The organism is Vicinamibacterales bacterium (genome assembly GCA_035699745.1).
In the GTDB taxonomy this organism is placed as follows: domain Bacteria; phylum Acidobacteriota; class Vicinamibacteria; order Vicinamibacterales; family 2-12-FULL-66-21; genus JAICSD01.
Genome location: DASSPH010000106.1, coordinates 1 through 23,912, shown reverse-complemented (window position 1 = coordinate 23,912; position 23,912 = coordinate 1). Strand labels below are relative to the sequence as shown.

Here is a 23,912-nt window from a genome sequence, read left to right as displayed (position 1 = left end):
GGGATGAGGGATTCGCGATCAGCGATCAGGGATGAGGGATTCGTATGCTGCGCGCGGGTATAATCGCGCGGCATATGTACTCACGCGAAGAGATCAAGGCGCTCACCGACAAGGTCCTGAACATGGCCAGGGCGGACGCCGTGGAAGTCGAATTCAACGGCGGCGAACGTTCCGGCACCCGCTGGGCCAATTCCACCATCACCGTCAATCTCGTCCAGCTCGATCAGCAGTTGTCGGTCAACGTCCGCCTCGGGAACAAGGTCGGATCCGCATCGACGCGCGAGTTCGACGACGACTCGCTGAAGGCGATGGTCGACGAAGCGACGGAGGCGGCGAAGGCGGCGCGCGAGAACCCGAACCTCCAGCCGCTGGTGAAGGGGCCGCAGGATTACGTCCCCGTCGACGCGGCGCTGCCGGCGATGGTGAATTTCGGCCCGGGCGAACGCGCCGAGATGGTGCGCAAGAGCGTCGCGGTGTGCGACAAGAAAGGAGCGCTGGGATCCGGCTACATCCCCAAGACCTATCAGACGACGTGCACCGCCAATTCGGCGGGGCTGTTCGCCTACTACCAGTACGCGGAAGCGGGGATGATTCTCACCTGCCGCACGCCGGACGGACGCGGCTCGGGGTGGGCCGGCATCACCGGCGTCAAGGATCTCAGCCTGATCGACCCGGTGCGGATCAGCGAGATCGCCGCCGACAAGGCGGTCAGGAGCCAGAAGCCGCGCGCGCTCGAACCCGGGCGCTACACGGTGATCCTCGAGCCGCGGCCGGCGGCGCGATTCCTGTCGCTGATGACCGGCATCTTCAACGCGCGCGCCGTCGAGACCGGTCCCAGGAGCTACCTCACCGGCGACGAGCGCGGCACCTCGAAGCTCGGGCAGAAGGTCTTCAGCGAGCTGATCACGCTCAAGAGCGACATCGGCAATCCGATCCTCCGCCAGACGCCGATCCTTCCCGACGGCACGGCGGCGCGTCCCGTCACCTGGATCGAGAAGGGCGTGCTCAAGAATCTCTATTACGACCAGCAGTACGCCGAGCGCCTGAAGAAGGAGCCGACCCGCGCCACGACCAACATGAGCCTGGTGCTGGAAGGATCGACTCCGCAGTCGCTCGAGCAGATGATCAAGTCGACTCGGCGCGGGCTGCTGGTGTCGTTCTTCTGGTACATCCGCCCGGTCGATCAGCCGACGCTGCTCAACACCGGCATGACCCGCGACGGCCTGTTCCTGATCGAGAACGGCGAGATCGCCGGGCCGGTGCAGAACTTCCGCTGGAACATGTCGCCGCTGGTCGGCTTCAACAACGTCACCGCCGTCGGTCACAGCGTGCCGATGCACACGGGTGAATCGTACGACGGCGGCGGCACCGCCCTGGTCCCCGCCGTGCGGATGGAAGACTTCTACATGACTTCTGTGTCGCCCGCAGTGTAGGGCCGAGGATCGATATGTCGACACGCCGTGACTTCCTGAAAACCGTCGGCGCCGCGGGCCTCGTGGTCGCCGGCAGCGATCTGATTGCCGATCTCCTCGCCCAGACGCCGCCCGGGCGCGTCATGGAATCGAAGTTCAAGGGGCTCGCCGACATCGCGCTGAAGGAGGCGAAGGCGGCGGGCTGCAGCTACGCCGACATCCGGTTCACGCGCGCGACCAACAGCGGCGTGAACGCCAACGGCGGCAACCCGGTGCCCGGCGCCGAAGACGCCGGCAACTTCGGCGGCGGCGGTGGACGCGGCCGGGGCGGCGGCGGATTCGGCGGCGGCGGGTTCGGCGGCGGCGGTGGTCGCGGCGGTGGCGGCGGACGCGGCGGCGCCGGCCGGACCGGCGCGGCCGGTTTCGGCGTCCGCGTGATCCACAGCGGCACGTGGGGCTTCGCCAGCAGCCCGATCGTCACCGAGGACGAGATCCGGCGGATCACGAAGATCGCGACCGAGATCGCCCGCGCCAGCGCGATCGCGAAGAAGACGGACGTCAGGCTCGCGCCGGTGCAGGCCTACCAGATCAACTGGGCGACGCCGACGCAGAAGAACCCCGACCAGATGCCGCGCGAGGACAAGCAGCAGTTCGTGCAGAAGGTGGTCGACGAGGTCCTCAAGAACAAGGGCGTCCAGAACGTCAACGTCTCGGTGAACGCCAACTTCGAGTGGAAGTACTTCGCGTCGAGCGAGGGCTCCTACATCGAACAGGAGACCTGGCTGACGACGCCGTCGTTCTCGGTCACCGCCCGCAACGGCGACATCGTCCGCACCCGCAACTTCAGCGGCATCGCCAGGACCGGCGGCTGGGAGGTTGCCGAAGCGGCCAGGATGCTCGAGAACGCCGAGCGCATCGCCGGCGAGGCGGTCGAGTTCGCCGCCGCGAAGCCGATCGACATGGGCGTCAAGGATCTGATCCTCACCCCCTCGCACGCGATGCTGACCATCCACGAGATCGTCGCGCACGCGACCGAGCTCGATCGCATCATGGGGTACGAAGCCAATTACGCCGGCACCAGCTTCGTCAAGCTCTCGGACCTCGGCAGGCTGAAGTACGGCTCGAAGCTGTTCAACGTCACCGCGGATCGCACCATCCCCGGCGGCCTCGGAACGATCGGCTACGACGACGACGGCGTCAAGACGACGCAGTTCCCGATCGTCCGCGACGGCATCCTCGTCGGCCTCCAGACCAACCGCGAGACGGCGCATTACGTCAACGAGAAGGAGAGCCGCGGCTGCACCTCGGCGGCCTCGTGGCGCGACTATCCGTTCCTGCGCATGCCGAACGTGCACGTCGAGCCCGGCGGCCCCGGCTCGCCGACGCCGGAAGAGATCATCGCCGACACCCGGGACGGCGTGCTGATCGACGGACGCGGCAGCTACTCGATCGACCAGCAGCGCTACAACGGGCAGTTCGGCGGCAACGCCTTCTGGGAGATCAAGAACGGCAAGAAGACCCGGATGGTGACCAACGTCACCTACAACGCGATCACCACCGACTTCTGGGGCGCGCTCGACGCGGTGTCGGGACGCGAGTCGTGGGAGATGCACGGCACCGGCGGCGACGCCAAGGGGCAGCCGACGCAGACCAACAGCATCTCGCACGGATCGCCCTACCTGCGGATCCGCAAGATCATGGTCGGGGCGGCGTTTGCCTAGCGATCGCGGGTCCGAATGACCGCCGGCGCGCTGCGGCTGATGGCGGTGCTGGCCCATCCCGACGACGAGTCGCTCGGGATGGGCGGCGTCCTCGCGCGCTACGCCCAGGAAGGGATCGACACCTTCGTCCTCACCGCCACGCGCGGCCAGCGCGGCCGGTTCTTCGACAACAGCAACCGCCCGGATGACGACGCGGTCGGCAGCGCGCGCGAGGGGGAGCTGCGCAACGCGGCGCGCGAGCTCGGCGTCCGCGAGGTCACGCTGCTCGACTACCGCGACGGCGATCTCGATCGCGCCGATCCGCGCGAGGCCGCGGCGCAGATCGCCGTGCACCTCCGCCGCGTCCGGCCCCACGTCGTGCTGACGTTCGATCCGTTCGGCGCCTACGGCCATCCCGATCACATCGCAATCTGTCAGTTCACCACCGCCGCGCTCGTCCTTGCCGCCGATGCGGCGTTCACCGCCGGCGGCCCGCCGCATCGCGTCGCGAAGCTCTACTACATGGTCAACGACGAGGCGAAGTGGGAGGCCTACCAGGCGGCCTTCAAGCGGCTGGTCTCGCGCGTCGACGGCGTCGAGCGCGCCGCCATCCCCTGGCCGGACTGGTCGATCACGACACGCATCGACACGCGCGCGCAGTGGCCCATCGTGTGGCGCGCCGTCCAGTGCCATCGCACGCAGAACGCGATCTACGCCAGGCTCGACTCGCTGACCGAAGCGGACCATCACGCGCTGTGGGGATCGCAGGCCTACTATCGCGTCTTCAGCACGGTGAACGGCGGGCGGCAGCAGGAAACCGATCTCTTCGCCGGACTGCGCAGCTCATGACCGAACGCCGGCGGCCGCTCGCGATCCCGCCGAGCGAGTTCCGCAGGATCGGCCACGCGCTGGTCGACGCCATCGCCGAGCACCTCGAATCGCTGCCCACCCGTCCGGTGACGCGCGGCGACCTCCCCGACCGCGTCCGGGACCTGCTCGACGGCGACGCGCCGCTGCCGGCCGAGGGGCGGGATCCGGCGATGCTGGTCCAGTCGGCGGCACGGCTGCTCTTCGAACACTCGCTGTTCAACGGCCACCCGCGCTTCTTCGGCTACATCACCGCGCCGCCGGCGCACATCGGCATTCTCGGCGACTTCCTCGCCGCGGCGGTGAACCCGAACGTCGGCGGCTACACGCTCGCGCCGGTGGCGACCGAGATCGAGGCGCAGACCATCCGCTGGATCGCCGAGTTGATCGGCTATCCGCGGGACTGCGGGGGCATCCTGGTCAGCGGCGGCAACATGGCGAACTTCATCGGGTTCTTCGCCGCGCGCGCCGCGAAGGCAGGCGAGGAGGTGCGGAGCCGCGGCGTGGGGCGCGACGGCAGGACGCCGCGCGTCTACTGCTCCGCCGAGACCCACACCTGGATTCAGAAGGCGGCCGATCTCTCCGGCCTCGGCACCGACGCGATCCGCTGGGTCGACGTCGATCGCGAGCAGCGCATGGACGCCGCCGCCCTGCAGCGGACGCTCGACGCCGATGCCGCGCGCGGCGACCGGCCGTTCATGGTGGTGGGCACCGCCGGCAGCGTCAGCACCGGCGCGGTCGATCCGCTCCGCGCGATCGCGCGCGTCTGCCGCGAGCGCGGCCTGTGGTTCCACGTCGACGGCGCCTACGGCGGATTCGCCGCCGCCGTCCCCGGCGCGGCGCCGGAGATCGAGGCCGCCCTTCCGCTCGCCGATTCCGTGGCGGTGGATCCGCACAAGTGGCTCTACTCCCCGCTCGAGGCGGGGTGCGCCCTGGTGCGGCATCCGGAGCACCTGCGCGCCGCGTTCGCGTACCATCCGCCGTACTACCACTTCGGCATCGAGGCGACGAACTACGTCGATTTCGGCCCGCAGAACTCGCGCGGGTTCCGCGCGCTGAAAGTGTGGCTGGCGCTCGCGCATGCCGGCCGGGCCGGCTACACGCAGTCGATCGGCGACGACATCCGGCTGGCGGCGCGGCTCCACGAGCGGGTCTCGCGGCATCCGCAGCTCGAGCCGTGCACCTGCGCCCTCAGCATCACCACCTTCCGCTTCATCCCGTCCGATCTGCGGAAGGCGGCCGGCGGCGCGGCGACGGAGAGCTACCTGAACGAGTTGAACCAGGCGATTCTCGATCGCCTGCAGCGCGACGGCGACGCGTTCGTCTCGAACGCGGTCGTCGGCGGGCGCTACGTGCTGCGCGCGTGCATCGTCAACTTCAACACCCAGGCGGCCGACATCGACGCCCTGCCGGACATCGTCGTCCGTCTCGGCGAGACGCTGGACGCGCAGCTGCGAGCCCGCCCGGCGGGAGCGTAATGCATCGTCGCGGTGCGCACCCGCTCGTGCCATCGGCCGGAGGCAGCCGCTGACCGCTGACTTCAAGCGCGCGCTCGGCCGGTTCGACGCGACGATGGTGGTGATCGGCGGGATCGTGGGCGCAGGCATCTTCGTCACCCCCGCGATCGTCGCCGCGCGGCTCGATACGCCGCTGCTCGTTCTCGGCGCCTGGGTGGCCGGCGGCGCCATCGCGCTCGTCGGCGCGTTCAGCTACGCGGAGCTCGGCGCGCTCTTTCCGAAAGCCGGCGGGCAGTACGTCTACCTGCGGGACGGACTGCATCCGCTCGCCGGGTTTCTCTATGGCTGGGCGCTGCTGCTCGTGATCGAGACCGGCGCGATCGCAGCGGTCGCCATCACCTTCGCGACCTACGCGCTGCGCCTCGTCGAAGGGCCGGACGGGGCGCGCGTTCCGCTGGCGATCGCCGCAATCGCGATCCTCTCGGCCGTCAATTACGCCGGCGTGAAGCCGGGCAGCCGCCTGCTGAACGTGCTGGTGGTGTTGAAGGTCGCGGCGCTCGCGGTGCTGATCGGCGCGGCGCTGTTCGCCGGCGCCCACCCGGGCTGGTGGACGGACGCCCGGGCGACGGTCGCCGGTCCCTCGGCCACGGTGGTGGCGTTCGGCGCCGCCATGGTGCCGATTCTCTTCACCTACGGCGGCTGGCAGAACGCCAACTACGTCGGCGAGGAGATCGCCGACGCGAAACGGAACCTGCCGGTGGCGCTGCTCGCGGGGACGCTGGCGGTCATCCTGATCTACGTGACCGTCAACGTCGTGTTCCTGCGCGCGATGGGGCTCGACGGACTGGCCGCCGCCGCGGCGCCGGCGGCCGACGCGGCGCGACGGATGTTCGGCGCCGGCGGCGACGTGTTCATCAGCGCCGCGATCGCGGTTTCCACGTTCGGCTTCCTCGATCTCGCGATTCTGGCGCCGACGCGCGTCTACTACGCGATGGCCGCGGACCGGCTGTTCGTGCCGGCGCTCGCCTCGCTCCATCCGCGTTTCGGCACTCCCGGCCTTGCCATCGTCGTGCAGTCGGCGTGGTCCTGCGTGCTGGCGCTCACCGGATCGTACGAGCAGCTGACGAACTACGTCGTCTTCGCCGACTGGATCTTCTTCGGCCTGACCGTCCTGACGGTACTCACGTTCCGTCGAACGCTGCCGCTGTCCCGCCGCTCGCCGGACGGGTTCCGCACTCCGGGTTATCCGGTGCTGCCGATCGCCTTCGTCGTCATCTCCGCCCTGGTCGTCGCCAGCGTCGTCGGCTCCGCTCCGGGCGCGGCCGCGAAGGGCGCGGCGCTCATCGCGCTGGGCGTGCCGGTCTATTTCTGGTATGCGCGCGGCAGCGGATCGCCGAGGCGGTCCGAAGTACAGTAGACGCATGTCCGCCCTGCGCTACCACGCGCCCTACATGGAGTGGGCGAAGACCCGGCCGGTGCCGGAGATCGATCTCGCCGGCAGCAACATCCTCGCCTGTACGATCGACGATCTGCCGACGGCGGCGGACGCGCTCTCGCTGAGCGGCGCCAACGACAACGGCTACCAGCCGCTGATCGACGCCATCGCGGCGCGCTACGGCGTCGATGCGGATCGCGTGACGACGGCGGGGGGAACGTCCGGCGCGAACTTCCTGGTCTTCGCGGCGCTGCTCGAGCCCGGGGACGACGTGCTGGTGGAGCGGCCTGGATACGATCCGCTGCTCGGCGCGGCGCGGATGTTCGGCGCCAACACCCTGCGGTTCGATCGCGCGTTCGCGGACGGCTACGCGGTCGATCCGGAACGCGTCCGCGCCGCGATGACGCCGCGCACCCGGCTGATCGTGATCACCAACCCCCACAACCCGACCGGCGCGGCAGTGGAGCCGTCGGCGCTGGACGAAGTCGGCCGGATCGCGGCGTCGGCCGGAGCGCACGTGCTGGTCGACGAGGTGTATCGCGACGTGACGGGCGACGGCGGCGCGCCGGCCGCGGCCCGCGGGGACGTGTTCATCACCACCAACAGCCTGACCAAGTCGTACGGCCTCTCGAGCCTGCGCGCCGGATGGACGATCGCGACGCCCGCTCTGTCGTATCGCCTTCGCCGCGCGCGGGATGTGGTGGACGGGACGGGATCGATCGTGGCGGAGCGGCTCGCGGTGCTGGCGTTCGAGCATCTCGACGCGCTGTATCTGCGGGCGCGCGCCATCCTGGCGACGAACCAGGCGCTCGCGAACGCGTTCCTGGCGTCGCACCCCGAGCTCGAGTGGGCGCCGTCCGCCGGCACGATCGTGTTTCCGCGCATCGCCGGCGTCGCCGACGCGCGGCCGTTCGTCGATCGGGTGATGCGCGAGCAGCGCACCGCGCTCGGGCCCGGCGCGTTCTTCGACGCGCCGGCGCACTTCCGCCTCGGCTACGGCGGTGAAGCGGACCGCATTCGCGAGGGGCTGGCGCGCGTCGCCGCGGTCCTCGCGACCATGCGGTCCTAGGTCTCAGGCGTTCGGAGGGCTCTCAGCGGCGTGGCACTCTACCCGGTCAGCGATCACTGTGACGGACGGCGCTTCTTCAATCCCCATCGCTCGGCGCGGCCGCTGAAGGACGTGATCACGTGGATGCGCACGCGCGAGCGCACGGCGTGGCCCTCCCGCGTGGCGCTCTCGCCGCACCCCGCGCCGCCGTCGCGCGTCGCTCCCGGCGAGGTCGCGGTCACCTTCATCGGCCACTCGACGTTCCTGATTCGTACCGCGTCGACGGTCGTCATCACCGATCCGGTGTTCACCTCGCATGCCGGACCGCTCGGGCGGCTGGGGCCGCCGCGGGTGCGTCCGCCGGCGATCGCGCCGCGGGATCTGCCGGCGGTGGACCTGGTTCTGGTCAGCCACAACCACTACGATCATCTGCAGCCGGCGTCGCTGCGCCCGTTCCGCGAATCCGCATCGTTCGTCGCGCCGCTCGGCGTCGGCCGCCATCTCCCGGGCGTGCCGCCGGGACGGACCGCCGAGCTCGACTGGTGGCAGACGACGCGCGCCGGTGCGGCCGAGATCACCTGCGTGCCGGCGCAGCACTTCTCGGCGCGCACGCCGTGGGACCGCGACAGCACGCTGTGGTGCGGCTTCGTGGTCAGGGTCGACGGCGCGGCGATCTATTTCGCCGGCGACTCGGGCTACTCGCCGCAGTTCGCGGAGATCGGCGAGCGCTGCCCCGGCATCGACGTGGCGCTGATCCCGATTGGCGCCTACGAGCCGCGCTGGTTCATGTCGCCGGTCCACATGAACCCGGAGGAAGCGGTCCGCGCGCACCTCGACGTCGGGCCGCGCCGCAGCATCGGCATGCACTTCGGCACCTTTCAGCTGACCGACGAGGCCATCGACGAGCCGCTGCGCGCGCTGGATCGGGCGCGCGCCCGGCACGGCGTCACGCCGGAGGCATTCCGCACGCTCGACTTCGGCGAAACGGCGGTGTTCGCTGCCGGTCCGCCCGGGCGCCTTTAGAATGTCCCCGTGTTCCCCGCCACCCGGCCGTCCGTCGTCCGCGATCTGGCCAGCGTCGACCCTGCCGCGCGCGCGGCGGCCTTCGAGGCGCTGGCGCGGAGCTACTGGCAGCCGGTCTACGCCTACATCCGGCTGCGCTGGCGCCGCCGTCCGGAAGACGCGCAGGATCTGACCCAGGAATTCTTCGCGCGCGCGTTCGAGCGCGACTATCTCGCCCGGTACGATCCGCGGATCGCGCGCTTCCGCACGTTCGTGCGCACGTGCCTCGACGGCTTCCTCGCCAACCAGGACAAGTCGGCGGCGCGCCTCAAGCGCGGCGGCGGGTGGACGATCGCGGCGGTCGATTTCCAGCGTTTCGACGCCGACCTCGCCGCCCACGCGCGCAGCGACGATCCGGATCCCGAGCGCTGGTTCCATCGCGAGTGGGTGCGCGGCCTGTTCGCGCGCGCGGTGGAGCGGCTGCGCGTGCAGTGCACGGAGAAGAACCATCCGGACGCCTTCGTGCTGTTCACGCGCTACGACGTCGACCCGGACGATCGCGGGCCGCGGCCGACCTACGCCGCGCTGGGGCGCGAGATCGGACGCTCGGTGACGGACGTCACCAACGAGCTCGCCTGGGCGCGCCGCGCGTTCCGCGAGATCGTCCTCGATCTGCTGCGCGCGATCTGCGCCAGCGACGAGGAGTTCCGCGCCGAGGCGCGCGACCTGCTGGGCGTGGACCCGCCCGCGGCGCCATGAGCGCCTTCATCACCGACGCCGCCGTCGCCCGGCTGCGCGCGCTCGACGACCGGCCGGATTTCAGCGGCACGCGCTACGACCTGCTCGAGCCGATCGGACGCGGCGGGATGGGCCTCGTCTTCCGCGGCCGCGATCGCGAGCTGGATCGGGACGTCGCCATCAAGGTCACCGCATGGTCCACGGCGGCGGACGCCGAGCGCCTCCACGCCGAGGCGCGGGTCCTCGCGCGCCTCGAGCACCCCGGAATCGTTCCGGTCCACGACGTCGGACGGCTGCCCGACGGCCGCGTCTTCACGGTGATGATGCTGGTCAACGGCGAGCGCCTCGACGCGCGGGCCGCGGCGCTGCCGCTCCTCGATCGACTGCGGCTCTTCGACCGCATCTGCGAGACCGTCGCCTTCGCGCACGCCCGCGGCCTCGTGCACCGCGATCTCAAGCCCGCCAACATCATGGTCGGCGCCCACGGCCAGGTGCTCGTGCTCGACTGGGGTCTGGCGCGCGGCGAGCGCGACAGCGGCGGCGCCGGCGGCGGGACGGAAGGTTACATGGCACCCGAGCAGGCGACCGCGGCGGCCGATGGGCGGTCCGACGTCTACGCGCTCGGCGCGATCCTGCGGGATCTCGCCGCGGCGGCCGGCGAGCGGGTGCCGCGGCCCCTCGCTTCCATCGTGAGCCGCGCGACCGCCGACCGCCCGGAGGAGCGCTACGACGGCCCGGCCGCGCTCGCCGCCGACGTGCGCCGCTTCATGGACGGCGCCGCGGTGGGCGCACACCGCGAGTCGCCGCTCGAATGGACCGCGCGTCAGCTGCGCGTCTATCGCACCCCCCTGGCGTTAATCGCGGCGTACCTCGCCATGCGGGCGCTGCTGCTGTTCTGGGCGCGCTAAAGGAATCGCCGCGGCCGTGTAATGGGAACTGACGGAGGGAGTCTCAATGAGCAAACCTGTTCTCGGCCTGGTCCTCGGCGGCGTGCTCGGCATCCTTGACGGGCTCTCGGCGCTCGTCTCGGCGCCGGACGATCCCGCGGTCAAGGCAGGCATCGTCGGCATCGTCGTCGGTTCGACCATCAAGGGGATCATCACCGGGGCGCTGATCGGCTGGTACGCCAAGCGCGCCGCGTCGATGGCGGCGACGGTCACGTTCGGGCTGGCCGTGGGGCTGGCGCTCGCCTTCACGATCTCGATCATGCAGAAGCTGGCGGGCCAGCCGCCGTACTACTGGCAGATCATGCTGCCGGGCGGCATCCTCGGCATGATCGTCGGCTACGCGACCTTCAGAGCGCCAGCTTCAGCGCCAGCGCCAGCAGCGCAATCCCGCTGATCGCGTCGAGCGTGCGCCGCGGCCGCGGCCGTGTCAGCATCGCCGCGAGGGTGCCGCCGGCCGCCGCCCACGTGCTGTGCCAGGTGATCGCGAGCGCCACGTGAATCGCGGTCAGGGTCAGCGCGCTCGCCGCGAACGGCGCGCCGCGCGGAATGAAGTCGGGCAGGATCGCCAGATAGAACGTGGCGATCGAGGGATTCAGGACGTTGGTGATGAATCCTTCGCTCGCGCTGCGGGCCAGCGGCGGCGCCGCGACCGGCGGCGCGGAGGGCGCGGAGAGCGCAGCCGGCGCCGTGCCGGTCCGCGCGCCGCGCAGCGACCGGATCCCGAGGTACGCGAGGTATGCCGTCCCGCCGATCCGCAGCGCGACCCAGACCATGGGCCATCGCTGCAGCACGACCGACACCCCGAACGCCGTCAGCAGTCCGTAGCACACCGACCCCGCGTTGGCGCCGATCGCCGTCGCGAGCCCCGCACGCGTCCCGCCGGCGACGGCGTTGCGCAGCACCACCGCGGTCGAGGCGCCGGGCGTCGCGACCAGCGGCACGGTAATCGCCGTGAACGCCCAGAGGTTCAGTGCCACGCCGCTTATCAAACCATAAGCGCCGGCGCACCGCTTGACAGTCGCGGACCGAGTGACCTACGCTGTGCAGGTTCGCGCTCGCCGCGGACATTTATCCAGAGTGGCAGAGGGAACAGGCCCGACGAAGCCACAGCAACCCGGCCCCACGTCTCACGCAGACGCGCCAAGGTGCTAATTCCTGCCCGATAACCGGGAAAGATGAAACCTCGGCCGCTCCTTCAGGAACGGCCCGAAGCTCTCATCGCATAACAGGCGGAACGTCAGGTCGATACGCGTGTATCGCCGGTTCGTTTCCGCGGAGCGTTACGTCGTGACTACGACCGTGCTCGACCAGGCGGCCGGCGGGGCTGCCTCAATCGTTGAACCCGGCTGCGGCCCGGCCGCGTGCCGCATCGGCCTGCTCGGCCTCGGCAACGTCGGTTCCGCGTTCGCGCGCCTGACGCGCAGCGCCGGCGCCGCGCTCGCAACCCGCGGCTTCGCGCCGTCGGTCTCCGTCGCGCTCGTGCGCAGCCTCGGCCGGCCGCGGCCGGCCGCGGCGTTCACCAACCGCATCACCGCAACGGCCGAGGACTTCTTCGCCGAGCCGGTGGACGTCGTCGTCGAAGCGCTCGGCGGCGTCGAACCCGCCTTCTCGCTGGTACGGCATGCGCTCGATCGCGGCATCCCGGTGATCACCGCCAACAAGTCGCTGATCGCCGCGCACGGCGAAGCGCTGTCGCAGGTCGCGCGGCGCCGGGGCACGGCGCTGCGGTTCGAGGCGAGCTGCATCGCCGGCGTGCCGTTTCTCGGCATGTTCGAGCGGCGTCCGCTCGGATCGGCGGCATCGGGGATCACCGCGATCCTCAACGGCACCTCGAACGCGATCCTCACCGCGATGGCCGGCGGCACGCCGTTCGCCGCGGCGCTGGCCGACGCGCAGCGGCTCGGTCTCGCCGAGCCGGACCCGACGATGGACATCAGCGGCGCGGATGCGGCGGAGAAGCTGACCATCCTGCTGCGCCTCTTCGGCCGGCTCCTGGTCTCGCCGGGGTCGATCCCGACGGCAGGCATCGGCGCGGTCGAAGCCGGCGACATCGCCGCGGCCGCGGCGTTCGGCGGCGCGATCCGGCCGGTGTCGTATGCGTCGTGGCACGGCGATCGGGTGCACGCATTCGTCGGGCCCGCGTTCCTCGGCGGCAGCCATGCGCTGTCGCGCGTCTCCGGCGTCACCAACGGGATCGAGATCCGGTCGGACGCCGGCTCGCAGGCGTACATCGGACCGGGCGCCGGTCCCGACGTCACCGCCGCCACGCTGCTGGACGACGTGGCGGAGGTGGTGACGGAGCGCCGCGTGCGCACGCCGTCGGCGGCGTCCGCGGTCGCGGCGCGGAGCGTCGCGCGTCCGGAGTCGGCGTGGTTCGTGCGTCTCGACGGACCGTCGCGCCACGCGGACGTCGGGGACCTGCTGGGTTCGTACGGCATCTGGTGCCGCGGGCTCGCGCGTCACGGCGATCGCACCTTCGCACTCACCTGCACCGCGGGGGCGTCGCGCGTCGCGGCGGCGCTCGACGCGCTGCAGGCGGCGCTCGGCGTGACCGCCGCAGCATTCCCCGCCTTGATCGAGGACCACGCGCCGCCGGCCGCCGGCCGCGCCGAGAGAGGCGCCGCATGCTGAGCGTCCTCAAGATCGGAGGATCGGTTCTGCGCGATGGTGAGTCGTATGCCGCGACCGCCGGTTTCCTTCAGTCGCGCCTCGCGCAGCGTCCGGACGAGAAGCTCGTCGTGATCGTCTCGGCGCAGTACGGCCAGACGGACGCCCTGCTCGCCGAAGCGGCGGCGATTGCCGGAGAGCCCGACGCGGGCGCGCTCGACTTGTTGTGGTGTACGGGCGAGCTGCGCTCCGTGGCGCTGCTCACGCTGCACCTGCACAGGCTCGGCGTCTCCGCGATCCCGTTCAACGTCCACCAGACGGGACTGGTCGCCTGTCCCGATCGCGCCACCACCACCGTCCGCCCACTCCGTCTTCTCGCCGCGCTCGCAGCCTCACGCATCGTCATCGTTCCCGGGTTCCTCGGCGTCAGTCCGGGCGGGGCCATCGCCTCGCTCGGACGCGGCGGGTCGGATCTCACCGCCGTGCTGCTCGCCGCGGCGATCCGCGCCGACGCCTGCGAACTGATCAAGGACGTTCCCGGCTACTTCACGGCCGATCCGCATCGCCACGCCGATGCCCGGCCGATTCACGACCTGTCGATCGCGGAGGCGCTCGCGATGGCGGACGCCGGCTGCGATCTGGTGCAGCGCGCGGCGCTCGCCGCCGCCGCGGCGGCACAGCTTCACATCGTCATTCGCAGCATGGATGCTGCGGCACCCGTCACCCATCTGAGGAGTCAGCATCATGGAATTCGCCACCAAGACGATCCACGCCGCGCAGCCGTCGGAGCCTGAGACCGGTTCGCTGATCGCGCCGATCTTCCAGACGTCCACCTACGAGCAGGACGAGCCCGGGGTGAACCGCGGCTTCGACTACTCGCGCACCAACAACCCGACGCGGGCGCGGCTCGAGGCGGTGCTGGCGGAGCTCGAAGGGGTGAAGTACTGCGCGACGTTCGGATCGGGGCTCGCCGCCGAGAACGCGATTCTCCAGGCCTATCTGAAACCGGGCGACGAGATCGTCATCCCGCTCGACGTCTATGGCGGCACCTACCGGATCCTGAACAAGGTGTTCCAGCCGAACGGCTGTGTCATCCGCCAGATCGATCTCAGCCAGCCCGGCGCGCTCGAGGCGGCGCTGACGCCGAAGACCCGGCTGGTATGGATCGAGTCGCCGACCAATCCGCGGCTCCTGATCTACGACATCGCCGCGATCGCGCAGGCCGCGCATGCCGCCGGCGCGCTGCTCGTGGTCGACAACACCTTCGCGTCGCCGCTGTTCCAGCAGCCGTTCCAGCTCGGCGCCGATCTCGTCGTGCACAGCGTGACGAAGTACCTCGCCGGCCACTCCGATGTGATCCAGGGCGCGGTGCTGGCGAAGGACGCCGCGGTGTTCGAACCGGTGAAGTTCCTGCAGAACGCGACCGGCGCCGTTCCGTCGCCGTTCGACTGCTGGCTCACGCTGCGGGGCCTCAAGACGCTGGAGCTGCGCATGCAACGGCACGCCGACAACGCCGCGGCGATCGCCGCGGCGCTGAAGGATCATCCGCTCGTGCGCCGCGTCTACTTCCCCGGCCTGCCCGAGCATCCCGGCCACGAGATCGCCAAGCGTCAGATGACCGGCTTTGGCGGGATGGTCTCGTTCGAGCTCGACGGCAGCGTCGAGGAGGTCGTCTCGTTCGTGTCGTCGCGCCGCTTCTTCGCGCTCGGTGAGAGCCTCGGCGGCGTCAAGGCGCTGGTCTGTCATCCGGCGCGCATGACGCACGCGTCGATTCCGGCGGAGGAACGGGCCAGGCTCGGACTGTCGGACACGCTGATCCGACTCTCGACCGGGTGCGAGCATCAGCGTGACCTGGTCGCCGATCTCCTCGAAGGGCTCGACGCCATCGAACAGGCGCGCGCCGCGGCAGTGACGGTGGATACTGTAGCTGTATGAGTACAACCCCAAGAATCGACGTCGGCGTCCTGGGCGCGACCGGCGTGGTCGGTCAGCATTTCATCAACCTGCTGAAGGACCATCCGTGGTTCCGTCTCACGTGGGTCGCGGCGAGCGAGCGGTCCGCCGGCAAGCGGTATGGGGACATGCCGTGGCGGCTCGCGTCGCCGCCGTCCGCCGATGCCGCCGATCTCACCATCGCGCCGCTCGAGGCCGTATCGGAGGCGCCGGAGCTGCTGTTTTCCGCACTGGACGCGTCGGTCGCCGGAGACGCGGAGATCGCGTTCGCGCGGAGCGGGCGGCTGGTCGTCAGCAACGCGCGCAATCACCGGATGGATCCGCTCGTGCCCCTGTTGATCCCCGAGGTGAATCCGGATCACGTCGGGCTGCTGGAGCCGCAGCGGACGGCGCGCGGCTGGAGCGGCGGCATCGTCACCAACCCGAACTGCTCCACTATCGTCATCGCGATGGTGCTCGGCGCGGTGCGACAGTTCGAGCCGAAACGCGTGACGGTGACCACGCTGCAGGCGCTGTCGGGCGCGGGCTATCCGGGCGTCGCCTCGCTCGACGCGCTCGGCAACGTCATCCCCTACATCGGCGGCGGCGAGGAAGAAAAGATCGAGACGGAGACCCTCAAGATCCTGGGACGCTTCAATCGCAGCGCCATTGAACCCGCCGGCTTCACGGTCAGCGCCACGACGACGAGAGTGCCGGTGCCGGATGGACATACCGCGGTGATGTCGATCGAGCTGGCGGCGCGGCCATCCCTCGAGGAACTTGCGGCCGCGCTCGAACAGTTCACGGCCGAACCGCAGGAGCGGCGCCTCCCGACCGCGCCGGAGCAGGCGATCATCCTGCACACCGCGCAGGATCGTCCGCAGCCGCGGCTCGACGTGGCGACCGGACGCGGCATGCCGGTGCACGTGGGGCGCGTGCGTCCATGCCCGATCCTCGGCTACAAGCTCGTCGCCATGGGACACAACGTCGTCCGCGGCGCCGCCGGGGCGGCGCTGCTCAATGCCGAACTGCTGGTGGCCCGCGGCCTGGGCCCGAGACTTGCGTCTGCTCCCGCCGGGAGGACCGGCTATGCGACGGCAGAGGTGGGAACGGCGTGAGAATACCGCCGCTCTCAATGTCATCGGCGGGTTGATCGGCGGCCTGCTGGGCGCGTTCGCGATGGAGCGATTCCAGCGGACGCTGGGGAAGATTTCCCACGACATCGGCGGTGCGCCCGGCGCGGGCGGGCAGCAGTATCGAAAACCGCAGTCCGAGCCGGCCACCTACAAGGCGGCCGACGTCCTCGCGGTGGCGACGACCGGACGGACGCTCCCGCCGGACGACAAGCCCGCGGCCGGCGCGGCGATCCACTACGCGTTCGGCGGCGCGGTCGGCGCCATCTACGGCGCCGCGGCAGCGCGGACGCGGGACATCACCGCATGGGGCGGCGTGCCGTTCGGCGCGACGGTCTGGCTGATCGCGGACGAAATGGGGATGCCGGCGACCGGACTGGCGAAGGCGCCGTCAGCCTACCCGCTGCAGGATCATGCGACCGGCCTGGCGAGCCATCTGATCTACGGCGCGGCCACGGAAGTGGTGCGCCGCTGCGTGGTCGCTAGCTTCCGGCGCTGAAGCCGATTCGAAAGCCCCAGCCCTCGCGGCCGTGCGCGAGGTCGGCGCGGAACAGACCGGCCTTGTCGGTGTGCGCCCGGATCCCGATCGCGATCGAGTGCGCCATGTCGTCGAGACTCAGATCGCCGACGCGCCGCGCCACCTTCCCCGCCTCGTAGGTCACGACGACGTCGGCCATGGCGTGAACCGCCCAGCGATAGTCGGCCGCGAGCAGCAGCGCGTGGCGGTCGCGGAAACGGTAGGTCGGGAACGCGCGGAGCACGGTGCCGCCGCCGAGCGAGGGCATCAGATAAAACGGCACGGTCGTCCCGGCATCCGCAAGCGACAACCAGGTGCGGGCGTACAAGCCAACGACCCCCTGGCCGCCGAACGTCGGCACGAACTGTTCGGCATTCCCTTCGAATCGCCCGAACGAGTCTTCGTTGCCGCGGACGTCGCTGAACAGGTGCAGCTCGCCGTCGAACCACTGCCCGCCGCGCGTGTAGTCGGGCGAGAGGCGCGTGTCGTAGCCGAGCGAGCCCACCGTGTGGGCGAAGAGCGGCCGCGTGCCGAGGCCGGGAGGCGCAAGCGTCAACCCGAGCGAGGTGAGCGATGCCAGCAGCGCCGGGTCGTACAGCGCCGCAAGGTCGTCGACGCCGGTGCGATAGCGCTCCAGGCCGAATCCGGCAGTGGCGCGGACGTGCGGCGTCGGTTTGAGGATCACCAGCGTGCTTCCCTCGGTCTTGCGCTCGGCGTAGTCGGTGTGCCGATCCGGGGAGTCGATGCCGAACTGATAGAGCTTCAATTCCGGCGCGTCCTGCCAGCGCAGACGCGTGATCGCAATCCCGCGATCGTTCCAGAACCGCCGCGTGTCGTAGCGAAGCTGCAGCAGCTTGAAGTCGCGGATCGAGTAGACGCCTTTGACCTGGAGAAAGCCGCCGTCCGCGAATTTCGTGCTCCAGGCCGGACCGAGCGCGATGCCGGACCCCTGCTTGATGCCGCCGAAGACCACCGCCCAGTGCTCGGTGAAGTGGAGGCCGCCGGCTTGATCCGGCTCCTTGAGGCGATCGACCAGTGACGGCTCCTCGCCGGGCGCCGGGGCGGCGGGTGTGGCGGTCTGTGCCGCCGCCGGCGCGGCGGCGAGGACCAGTGCCAGGAACGGACGAAGCAGTTGGCTTCTCATCGCGGCGTCTGCCGTTCAATACTACTGCCAATGCGCCTCATCATCGTCAGGGGCGGCGCCGCGACGCTGGCCGCCCTGATCGCGCTGGCGGTATCGCAGGCTCCGCTCGGATCGCCGCTGTTCTTCGCCTTGAGCGCCGTCCCCTGCGTCGTCTACGTCCTGCTTCTCAGACAACTGCTCGGGCCGATGAGCGGCGCGGACGCCGGGGCCGCACGGCTGCCGCGGCTGCTGGCGATCGCGCTCGTCCTGGCGGCGGCGTTCCGCATCCCGCTGGCCGCGCCCAAGGTGGGCGCCGACAACGACATGGTCCGCTATGTCTACGACGGCCGGCTGCAGCGCCTCGGCTACAACCCGTTCGAGGTGGTGCCGGCGGATCCGGCGGTGGCGCATACCCACACCGAGGAAACAGCGAAGATGCCGAGCCGGCGCGCGCGCACGCCGTATCCCGCGGCGGCGCAGCTGTTCTTCCGCGCCGTGGTCACGGTGTGGGAGTCGTCGCGAGCGATGAAGTGGGCGCTGGTCCTGTGCGATCTGCTGACGATCTGGGTGCTGATCGCGTGGCTGCGGGACACGAACCGATCGCCCTGGCTCGCGCTGGTCTACGCCTGGAATCCGCTGGTGATCCTGGAAGTGGCGCACAGCGGCCACATCGACGCGCTCGGGGCGTTGTGGATCGCGATCTCCGCATGGATGCTGAGCACGGGACGTCCGATGCGGGCGTCGATCGCCTTCGTGCTGGCGGTGGCGACGAAGCTGCTGCCGATCGTCCTGGTGCCGCTCTACTGGAAGCGCATCCGCGTCCGCGACGCCGCGGCGGCGGCGCTGGTCCTCGCGGCCCTTTACTACCCGTTCCGCTCGGCCGGCATGCTGCCGCTCGGGGCGGTGCCGAACGTGGTGGCGTTCATCCGTTTCAACGGACCGCTGTTCAAGTGGCTCGCGCTGACGTTCGATCCGCAGAAGGCGGCGGGCTTCGCGCTCGCCGCCGGTCTCGCGGTGGCGGCGTGGATGCGCTACCGCCGCGGCGCCGACGATCCGGCGGCGTGGGCGTGGCCGATGGCGGTGTCGCTGGCCGCCGCGCCGGTGATCTACCCGTGGTATCTGCTCTACTTCACCCCGTTCCTCTTCACCCGCGCGGCGCTGCCGCTCGTGGTGTGGACGTATTCGGTGATCCCCGTCTACATCGTCTGGCACCTGTCGAAGTCCGGACACCGCTGGTTCGTGCCGGCGCCGGTGGTGTGGGTCGAGTTCGGCGTGGTCGCCGCGGCAATGCTGCTGATGGTCCCGAGGGTGGCTGCCGTGCTGAGGAGCGCGAGGCGCGCGCCGCCCGACTCGCGGGCGCTCGCGCCGTGAGAGCCGCGGCCCCATGATTGCGTCTTCTCCCGCCGGACTGTTCTGCGCCGCCGGCGATTTCCACGTCGATCCGTGGGGTCCGGTCGAGCGCGCGGTGATCACCCACGCGCACAGCGATCACGCGAGCCATGGGGCGGCGTCGTACCTGTGCGCGGCACCGGGTGCGGCGGTGCTGCGGCGGCGGCTGCCCGAGGCGCACATCGAGACGCTCGACTACGGCGAGCGCCGCGCGATCGGCGACGCGCACGTCTCCTTCCATCCCGCCGGACACATCCTCGGCTCGGCGCAGGTGCGTGTCGAGCACAGGGGCGAGGTGTGGGTGGTGTCGGGGGACTACAAGCGGCAGCCGGACCCGACGTGCGCGCCGTTCGAGCCGGTACGCTGCCATACGTTCATCACCGAGGCGACCTTCGGTCTGCCGATCTACACCTGGGATCCGGGCGCGGCGGTCGTCGAGGAGATCCTCGCCTGGTGGCGGGAGAACCGCGACCAGGACCGTCCGTCGGTGGTGTTCTGCTACGTGCTCGGCAAGGCGCAGCGCATCCTCGCCGAGCTGCGCGAGACGGCCGATGCGCCGATCCATCTGCACGGCGCGATGGCGGCGATGACCGACGCCTACCGTGAATCCGGCGTCGCGATGGCGGCGACCGAGCGCGTCACCGAGAGCATGCGCGGCAAGGCGCTGGCGCGCGCGCTCGTGCTCGCGCCGCTGTCGGCCCGCGGCACGCCGTGGATGCGCCGGCTGCCCGGCGCCTCGGTGGGGTTCGCGTCCGGTCTCATGCGCGTGCGCGGCGTGCGCCGCCAGCGCGCGTTCGATCGCGGCTTCGTCCTGTCCGATCACGCGGACTGGAGGGCGCTGCTGGCGACGATCGAAGACACAGGCGCCTCACGCGTTCTCGTCACGCACGGCTGGTCCGAGGCGCTCGCGCGCTACCTCGCCGAAACCCGCGGCCTCGAGACCGGGATCATCCGCACGCGTTTCGAAGGCGAAGCAGGGGAACTGGGTGACGCTGTCGATTCGGGCGAAGGGAGTTAACCGGGCGTTGGGGAAATGAACCAGTTCGCCTTCCTCTACGAGTCGCTCGACCGCACCACCTCGACGAACGCGAAGGTCGCCGCCCTGGTCGAGTACTTCCGCGCCGCTCCGCCGGCGGATGCCGCGTGGGCGGTGTTCTTCCTCACCGGGCGGCGGCTCAAGCGCGTGGTGCCGTCGGCGGGTCTGCGCGAGTGGTCGCAGGAGGTCACCGGGATTCCGGACTGGCTGATGGGCGAATGCTATTCGGCAGCCGGCGACTTCGGCGAGCTGGTCGCGCTCGCGCTGGATGCGGTCCCGCCGGGTCCGCCGGAACCGGATCTCCCGCTGGCGACGTGGGTCGAGGAGCGGCTGTTGCCGCTGCAGTCCGCGGATCCGTCTGCGCAGCGATCGATGGTGATTCGATGGTGGCTCGGACTTCCGCGCGGCGAGCGCTTCCTCCTGAACAAGCTGCTCACCGGCGAGTTCAGGGTCGGCGTCTCGCACACGCTCGTCGTGCGCGCGCTGGCGAGCGCGGCCGGCACCCAACCGACAATCGTCGCGGCGCGGCTGATGGGCGACTGGTGGCCGTCGGCCGAGTGGTTCACGTCCGTGACCGCCGCGGAGCGTGCCGGCGATGCGTCGCAGCCCTATCCCTTCCATCTCGCGTCGCCGCTCGAGGGGGATCCGGATGCGCTCGGGGACCCATCCGGATGGATCGTCGAATGGAAGTGGGACGGCATCCGCGCGCAGCTGATCCGGCGCGCCGGCGGCACGTGGCTCTGGTCGCGCGGTGAAGAGCTGATCACGCAGCGCTTCCCGGAGATCACCGCGGCCGCCACCCGCCTGCCAGACGGCACCGTGCTCGACGGCGAAGTGCTGGCCTTCAAGGACGACCGGCCGATGCCGTTCTCCGCGCTGCAGCAGCGCATCGGCCGGCAGAAGCAGATCGCTCAGGTGATGCGCACGGTGCCGGTGGTATTCGTGACCTACGACGTGCTGGAGCTCGACGGCACGGACGTTCGTGCGCGGCCCCTGCAGTTCCGCCGCGACGCCCTGGCGCGCCTGGTAGCCGGCCACTCGGTCCTCCGGATCTCGGAGGAAGTTCTGTTCTCGAGCTGGCAGGAACTCGGACAGTTGCGGCGGCAGTCGCGCGAACGGGGGGTCGAGGGGTTCATCCTCAAGCGCCGCGACTCCGCGTACGGCGTCGGACGGCGCAAAGGCGCCTGGTGGAAGTGGAAGATCGATCCGCTGACCGTCGACGCCGTGCTGATGTACGCCCAGCCGGGGAACGGGCGCCGGGCAAGCCTGCTCACCGACTACACGTTCGGCGTGTGGGACAACGGGCACCTGGTGCCGGTGGCCAAGGCGTACTCCGGGCTCTCGAACGCGGAGATCGAGGAGATGGACAAGTGGATCCGCCGGCACACCCTCGAGCGGCACGGTCCGGTCCGCGCCGTCGAGCCCAGTCAGGTGTTCGAGCTCGGATTCGAGGCGATCGCGCCGTCCACGCGCCACAAGAGCGGCCTCGCGGTCCGGTTTCCGCGCATGCTGCGGCGGCGCCCCGACAAACCGGCAGCCGAGGCGGACACGCTCGACATCCTGCGCAAACTCATGGGCTGAGCGTCCTGAGCACGCTTCTTGCGACTCGGGTGGCCGGGGACTGAGATGCGACGCCAACACTCACAGACAGCCAGCCTGCGGTGGGGGAAAACCCGCAGCCTCGCGGTGTGTGTCGCCGCTTTCACACTTCTGGCCGGCTCGACCGTCGTCCCGGCCAGCGAACCGGCGCCCGGCAATGGCTTCGACAACGTCCTCGGCCGCGACGACACGCCCCTGCAGCAGTACCGGGCGTACCGCCGCATGCACGCCTCGACCGACAAGGGGAAGCACGAGGCGTGGCTCGAGGCCTGGACCGAGTTGAAGGATGGCCGCTTCACCTACGAGGTCGTGTCGGAGCGCGGCTCGGAGACGGTGCGCGGCAAGGTGCTGCGATCGATGCTGCAGCGCGAGCAGGAGCTGGTGAACAGCGGCAACACCGCCAAGGGTGAGCTCACCGCCGCGAACTACGAATTCACCGAGGCCGGCCGCGACGTCGACGGCACGCGGGTCGTCCAGATCAAGCCGAAGCGGGACGACGTCCTGCTCGTCGACGGGCGCGCGGTGCTGGACGACGGCGGCGATCTGCTGCGCGTCGAGGGGAAGCTGGCCAAGAACCCCTCGTTCTGGACCAGCCTCGTGAACATCGTCCGCCGCTACGCGCGGATCGGCGGCGTGCGCGTGCCGATCGCCACCGAGACGGTTGCGAAAGTGAAGATGGTCGGGACCTCCAAGCTGCAGGTCCTCTACGACTACGAGTCGGTGAACGGCCGTCCGGTGCGGATCACCGCGGCGCGGTCAGAAGCGCCCGCGCATACCGCTGGGCGATGAGGTTGGTGAGGCGGCGCGACGTCAGCGCCGCCGCATCGATCGCCACGGCCGCTTCGAGCAGCTTCTTCTTCTCCGCCGGATCGGCGACCGTCGCGGCGAATGCGACGTAGGCGAAGATCGACTTCCCTCCTGACAATTCCATCGCCCGATCGAAGTCGGCCCGCGCCGCGGCCGGCGATCCGCCGAGCATCGGCGGCAGCCCGTCGAACGCAATCAGCGCCTCGTGAATCGCGCCGCTCTCCCACCGATCGTCGAGCGCCCGCGCGCGATTGAGCAGCGCGCGCACGCTCGCCAGCTCCGTCACGCGGGCGAGCTGGTTCGGCGCGAGCGACAGCTCCGCCCCCCAGGAGGCCGCCGTCCAGTAGAGCCACGGGACGTCCGGCACCGTCGTATCCGCCAACGCGGCGGCGGGGTCGCTGCCGAGCGTCGCGGGGGTCATCCCCGAATGGCGAAGCGCGAGCCCGCGCAGACAGTAGCCGCGGGCGCGCTGATACATGCGCGCCGCCCGGGTCCGCAACTCGCTCGCCGCCGCGGCATCCGGGGCGCGGACCTCGGCCTCGATGTGGAGGAATCCGTACGCATATTGGGTGAACCCGCGGCAGGCGGTCAGCAGGAGCTGCGGATTCGAGGGCGAATCCTTGAGCAGCATCTCGACCGTCTTCAGCGTCGACGGCGCCGCCAGCCGGACGAACTCGGGATCGTTGTCGTTCTCGTATACGACGCTCGCGGACGCCAGTGCCGACGCCATCCGGTTGATCGCAAGCTGCCGCGGGGAACACGCCGTCGCCGCCACCACAAGCGCCAGAACCAGCGCAGGCCTCGCCACCATGCGCCGTTAGCGTACCGCATTGGAGGGTCGCTTCGCTCCCTGTCGGGCGGGGTGGAACGGGCTCGCTCCGCTCGCTGTCGGGCAGGGACAGGGACAGTCGCTTCGCTCCCCGTCGGGTAGGGACAGGGACAGTCGCTTCGCTCGGTGTCGGGCAGCGTGGAACGGGACTCGCTTCGCTCGCTGTCGGGCAGGGTGTCAACGCCGGCCCAAAATCCGACAGTTCCGCCGGTTGAAAATCCGACAGATCGGCGAGGGGACGAGCCTCAGTTCGTCGCGGCCTCCTGACGGGGGGCGACGCCGCCGGGTCGATGTCGGTTCCGGATCCGGCGTGTGCAGGGCGTGCCAGAGATCG

At 70.4% G+C, this 23,912-nt stretch carries 22 protein-coding genes and 1 riboswitch; of the genes, 19 read left to right on the top strand and 3 right to left on the bottom strand.

Features of this window, described 5'->3' with window-relative positions:
- Positions 1 to 74: 74 nt before the first annotated feature.
- Genes VFK57_24325 through VFK57_24280 form a run of 10 tightly spaced genes read left to right on the top strand, consistent with a single transcriptional unit; the run spans position 75 to position 11,000 of the window.
- Positions 75 to 1,433 carry a TldD/PmbA family protein gene (locus tag VFK57_24325; protein HET7698867.1) on the top strand — a complete coding sequence of 453 codons (1,359 nt, stop codon included), beginning with the start codon at positions 75 to 77 and terminating at the stop codon, positions 1,431 to 1,433.
- Between the two features lie 14 nt (positions 1,434 to 1,447).
- A complete protein-coding gene (locus VFK57_24320; GenBank protein ID HET7698866.1) occupies positions 1,448 to 3,133 on the top strand; it encodes a TldD/PmbA family protein in 1,686 nt (561 codons plus the stop codon).
- Positions 3,134 to 3,148: 15 nt separating this feature from the next.
- Positions 3,149 to 3,961, top strand: a complete 813-nt coding sequence (locus VFK57_24315; protein ID HET7698865.1) for a PIG-L deacetylase family protein — start codon at positions 3,149 to 3,151, stop codon at positions 3,959 to 3,961.
- Positions 3,958 to 5,457 carry an aminotransferase class V-fold PLP-dependent enzyme gene (locus VFK57_24310; protein HET7698864.1) on the top strand — a complete coding sequence of 500 codons (1,500 nt, stop codon included), beginning with the start codon at positions 3,958 to 3,960 and terminating at the stop codon, positions 5,455 to 5,457. Before VFK57_24315 ends, VFK57_24310 begins: the two co-directional genes overlap by 4 nt.
- Before the next feature lie 31 nt (positions 5,458 to 5,488).
- On the top strand, positions 5,489 to 6,853 hold the full coding sequence (locus tag VFK57_24305; protein ID HET7698863.1) for an amino acid permease: 1,365 nt from the start codon (positions 5,489 to 5,491) through the stop codon (positions 6,851 to 6,853).
- Positions 6,854 to 6,857: 4 nt separating this feature from the next.
- The gene (locus VFK57_24300; GenBank protein ID HET7698862.1) at positions 6,858 to 7,940 is read left to right on the top strand and encodes an aminotransferase class I/II-fold pyridoxal phosphate-dependent enzyme; all 1,083 of its coding nucleotides are present in this window, start codon (positions 6,858 to 6,860) and stop codon (positions 7,938 to 7,940) included.
- Positions 7,941 to 7,970: 30 nt separating this feature from the next.
- A complete protein-coding gene (locus VFK57_24295) occupies positions 7,971 to 8,942 on the top strand; it encodes an MBL fold metallo-hydrolase (protein HET7698861.1) in 972 nt (323 codons plus the stop codon).
- 9 nt (positions 8,943 to 8,951) lie between these two features.
- A complete protein-coding gene (locus VFK57_24290) occupies positions 8,952 to 9,680 on the top strand; it encodes a sigma factor (protein ID HET7698860.1) in 729 nt (242 codons plus the stop codon).
- On the top strand, positions 9,677 to 10,567 hold the full coding sequence (locus VFK57_24285; GenBank protein HET7698859.1) for a serine/threonine-protein kinase: 891 nt from the start codon (positions 9,677 to 9,679) through the stop codon (positions 10,565 to 10,567). Before VFK57_24290 ends, VFK57_24285 begins: the two co-directional genes overlap by 4 nt.
- A 46-nt stretch (positions 10,568 to 10,613) precedes the next feature.
- Positions 10,614 to 11,000: a hypothetical protein gene (locus tag VFK57_24280; GenBank protein HET7698858.1), complete on the top strand. Its 387-nt coding sequence runs from the start codon at positions 10,614 to 10,616 to the stop codon at positions 10,998 to 11,000.
- Here VFK57_24280 and VFK57_24275 read toward each other — a convergent pair.
- Complete coding sequence (locus tag VFK57_24275) at positions 10,954 to 11,583, bottom strand: LysE family translocator (GenBank protein ID HET7698857.1); 630 nt, start codon at positions 11,581 to 11,583, stop codon at positions 10,954 to 10,956. The genes VFK57_24280 and VFK57_24275 overlap by 47 nt on opposite strands.
- Positions 11,584 to 11,671: 88 nt before the next feature.
- Positions 11,672 to 11,788, top strand: a riboswitch (SAM riboswitch).
- 105 nt (positions 11,789 to 11,893) lie between these two features.
- Between VFK57_24275 and VFK57_24270 the strand changes: the two genes are divergently transcribed.
- Genes VFK57_24270 through VFK57_24250 form a run of 5 tightly spaced genes read left to right on the top strand, consistent with a single transcriptional unit; the run spans position 11,894 to position 16,777 of the window.
- Positions 11,894 to 13,237, top strand: coding sequence for a homoserine dehydrogenase (locus VFK57_24270; protein HET7698856.1), 1,344 nt, complete (start codon positions 11,894 to 11,896; stop codon positions 13,235 to 13,237).
- Positions 13,231 to 14,007, top strand: coding sequence for a hypothetical protein (locus VFK57_24265; protein ID HET7698855.1), 777 nt, complete (start codon positions 13,231 to 13,233; stop codon positions 14,005 to 14,007). The genes VFK57_24270 and VFK57_24265 overlap by 7 nt, the downstream gene beginning before the upstream one ends.
- Positions 13,958 to 15,148: a PLP-dependent aspartate aminotransferase family protein gene (locus tag VFK57_24260; protein ID HET7698854.1), complete on the top strand. Its 1,191-nt coding sequence runs from the start codon at positions 13,958 to 13,960 to the stop codon at positions 15,146 to 15,148. The genes VFK57_24265 and VFK57_24260 overlap by 50 nt, the downstream gene beginning before the upstream one ends.
- Positions 15,145 to 16,263, top strand: coding sequence for an aspartate-semialdehyde dehydrogenase (gene asd, locus VFK57_24255; GenBank protein ID HET7698853.1), 1,119 nt, complete (start codon positions 15,145 to 15,147; stop codon positions 16,261 to 16,263). Before VFK57_24260 ends, asd begins: the two co-directional genes overlap by 4 nt.
- Positions 16,235 to 16,777, top strand: coding sequence for a DUF1440 domain-containing protein (locus VFK57_24250; protein HET7698852.1), 543 nt, complete (start codon positions 16,235 to 16,237; stop codon positions 16,775 to 16,777). The genes asd and VFK57_24250 overlap by 29 nt, the downstream gene beginning before the upstream one ends.
- On the opposite strand, the gene VFK57_24245 is transcribed toward VFK57_24250, so the two are convergent.
- Positions 16,761 to 17,939 (bottom strand): hypothetical protein, encoded by a 1,179-nt coding sequence (locus VFK57_24245; GenBank protein ID HET7698851.1) that lies wholly within the window; start codon positions 17,937 to 17,939, stop codon positions 16,761 to 16,763. The genes VFK57_24250 and VFK57_24245 overlap by 17 nt on opposite strands.
- A 30-nt stretch (positions 17,940 to 17,969) precedes the next feature.
- Here VFK57_24245 and VFK57_24240 point away from each other — a divergent pair, with 30 nt between their 5' ends.
- From VFK57_24240 to VFK57_24225, 4 genes are read left to right on the top strand one after another with little or no spacing between them, the layout of a single operon-like run.
- Positions 17,970 to 19,289, top strand: a complete 1,320-nt coding sequence (locus tag VFK57_24240) for a hypothetical protein (GenBank protein HET7698850.1) — start codon at positions 17,970 to 17,972, stop codon at positions 19,287 to 19,289.
- A 13-nt stretch (positions 19,290 to 19,302) separates the two neighbouring features.
- Positions 19,303 to 20,325: a ligase-associated DNA damage response exonuclease gene (locus tag VFK57_24235; GenBank protein HET7698849.1), complete on the top strand. Its 1,023-nt coding sequence runs from the start codon at positions 19,303 to 19,305 to the stop codon at positions 20,323 to 20,325.
- A gap of 15 nt (positions 20,326 to 20,340) precedes the next feature.
- Positions 20,341 to 21,924: an ATP-dependent DNA ligase gene (locus tag VFK57_24230; protein HET7698848.1), complete on the top strand. Its 1,584-nt coding sequence runs from the start codon at positions 20,341 to 20,343 to the stop codon at positions 21,922 to 21,924.
- A 45-nt stretch (positions 21,925 to 21,969) separates the two neighbouring features.
- Positions 21,970 to 22,731: a hypothetical protein gene (locus VFK57_24225; GenBank protein HET7698847.1), complete on the top strand. Its 762-nt coding sequence runs from the start codon at positions 21,970 to 21,972 to the stop codon at positions 22,729 to 22,731.
- On the opposite strand, the gene VFK57_24220 is transcribed toward VFK57_24225, so the two are convergent.
- Positions 22,685 to 23,560 carry a TRAP transporter TatT component family protein gene (locus VFK57_24220; GenBank protein ID HET7698846.1) on the bottom strand — a complete coding sequence of 292 codons (876 nt, stop codon included), beginning with the start codon at positions 23,558 to 23,560 and terminating at the stop codon, positions 22,685 to 22,687. The two genes, VFK57_24225 and VFK57_24220, sit on opposite strands and share 47 nt — an antisense overlap.
- Between the last annotated feature and the right edge of the window lie 352 nt (positions 23,561 to 23,912).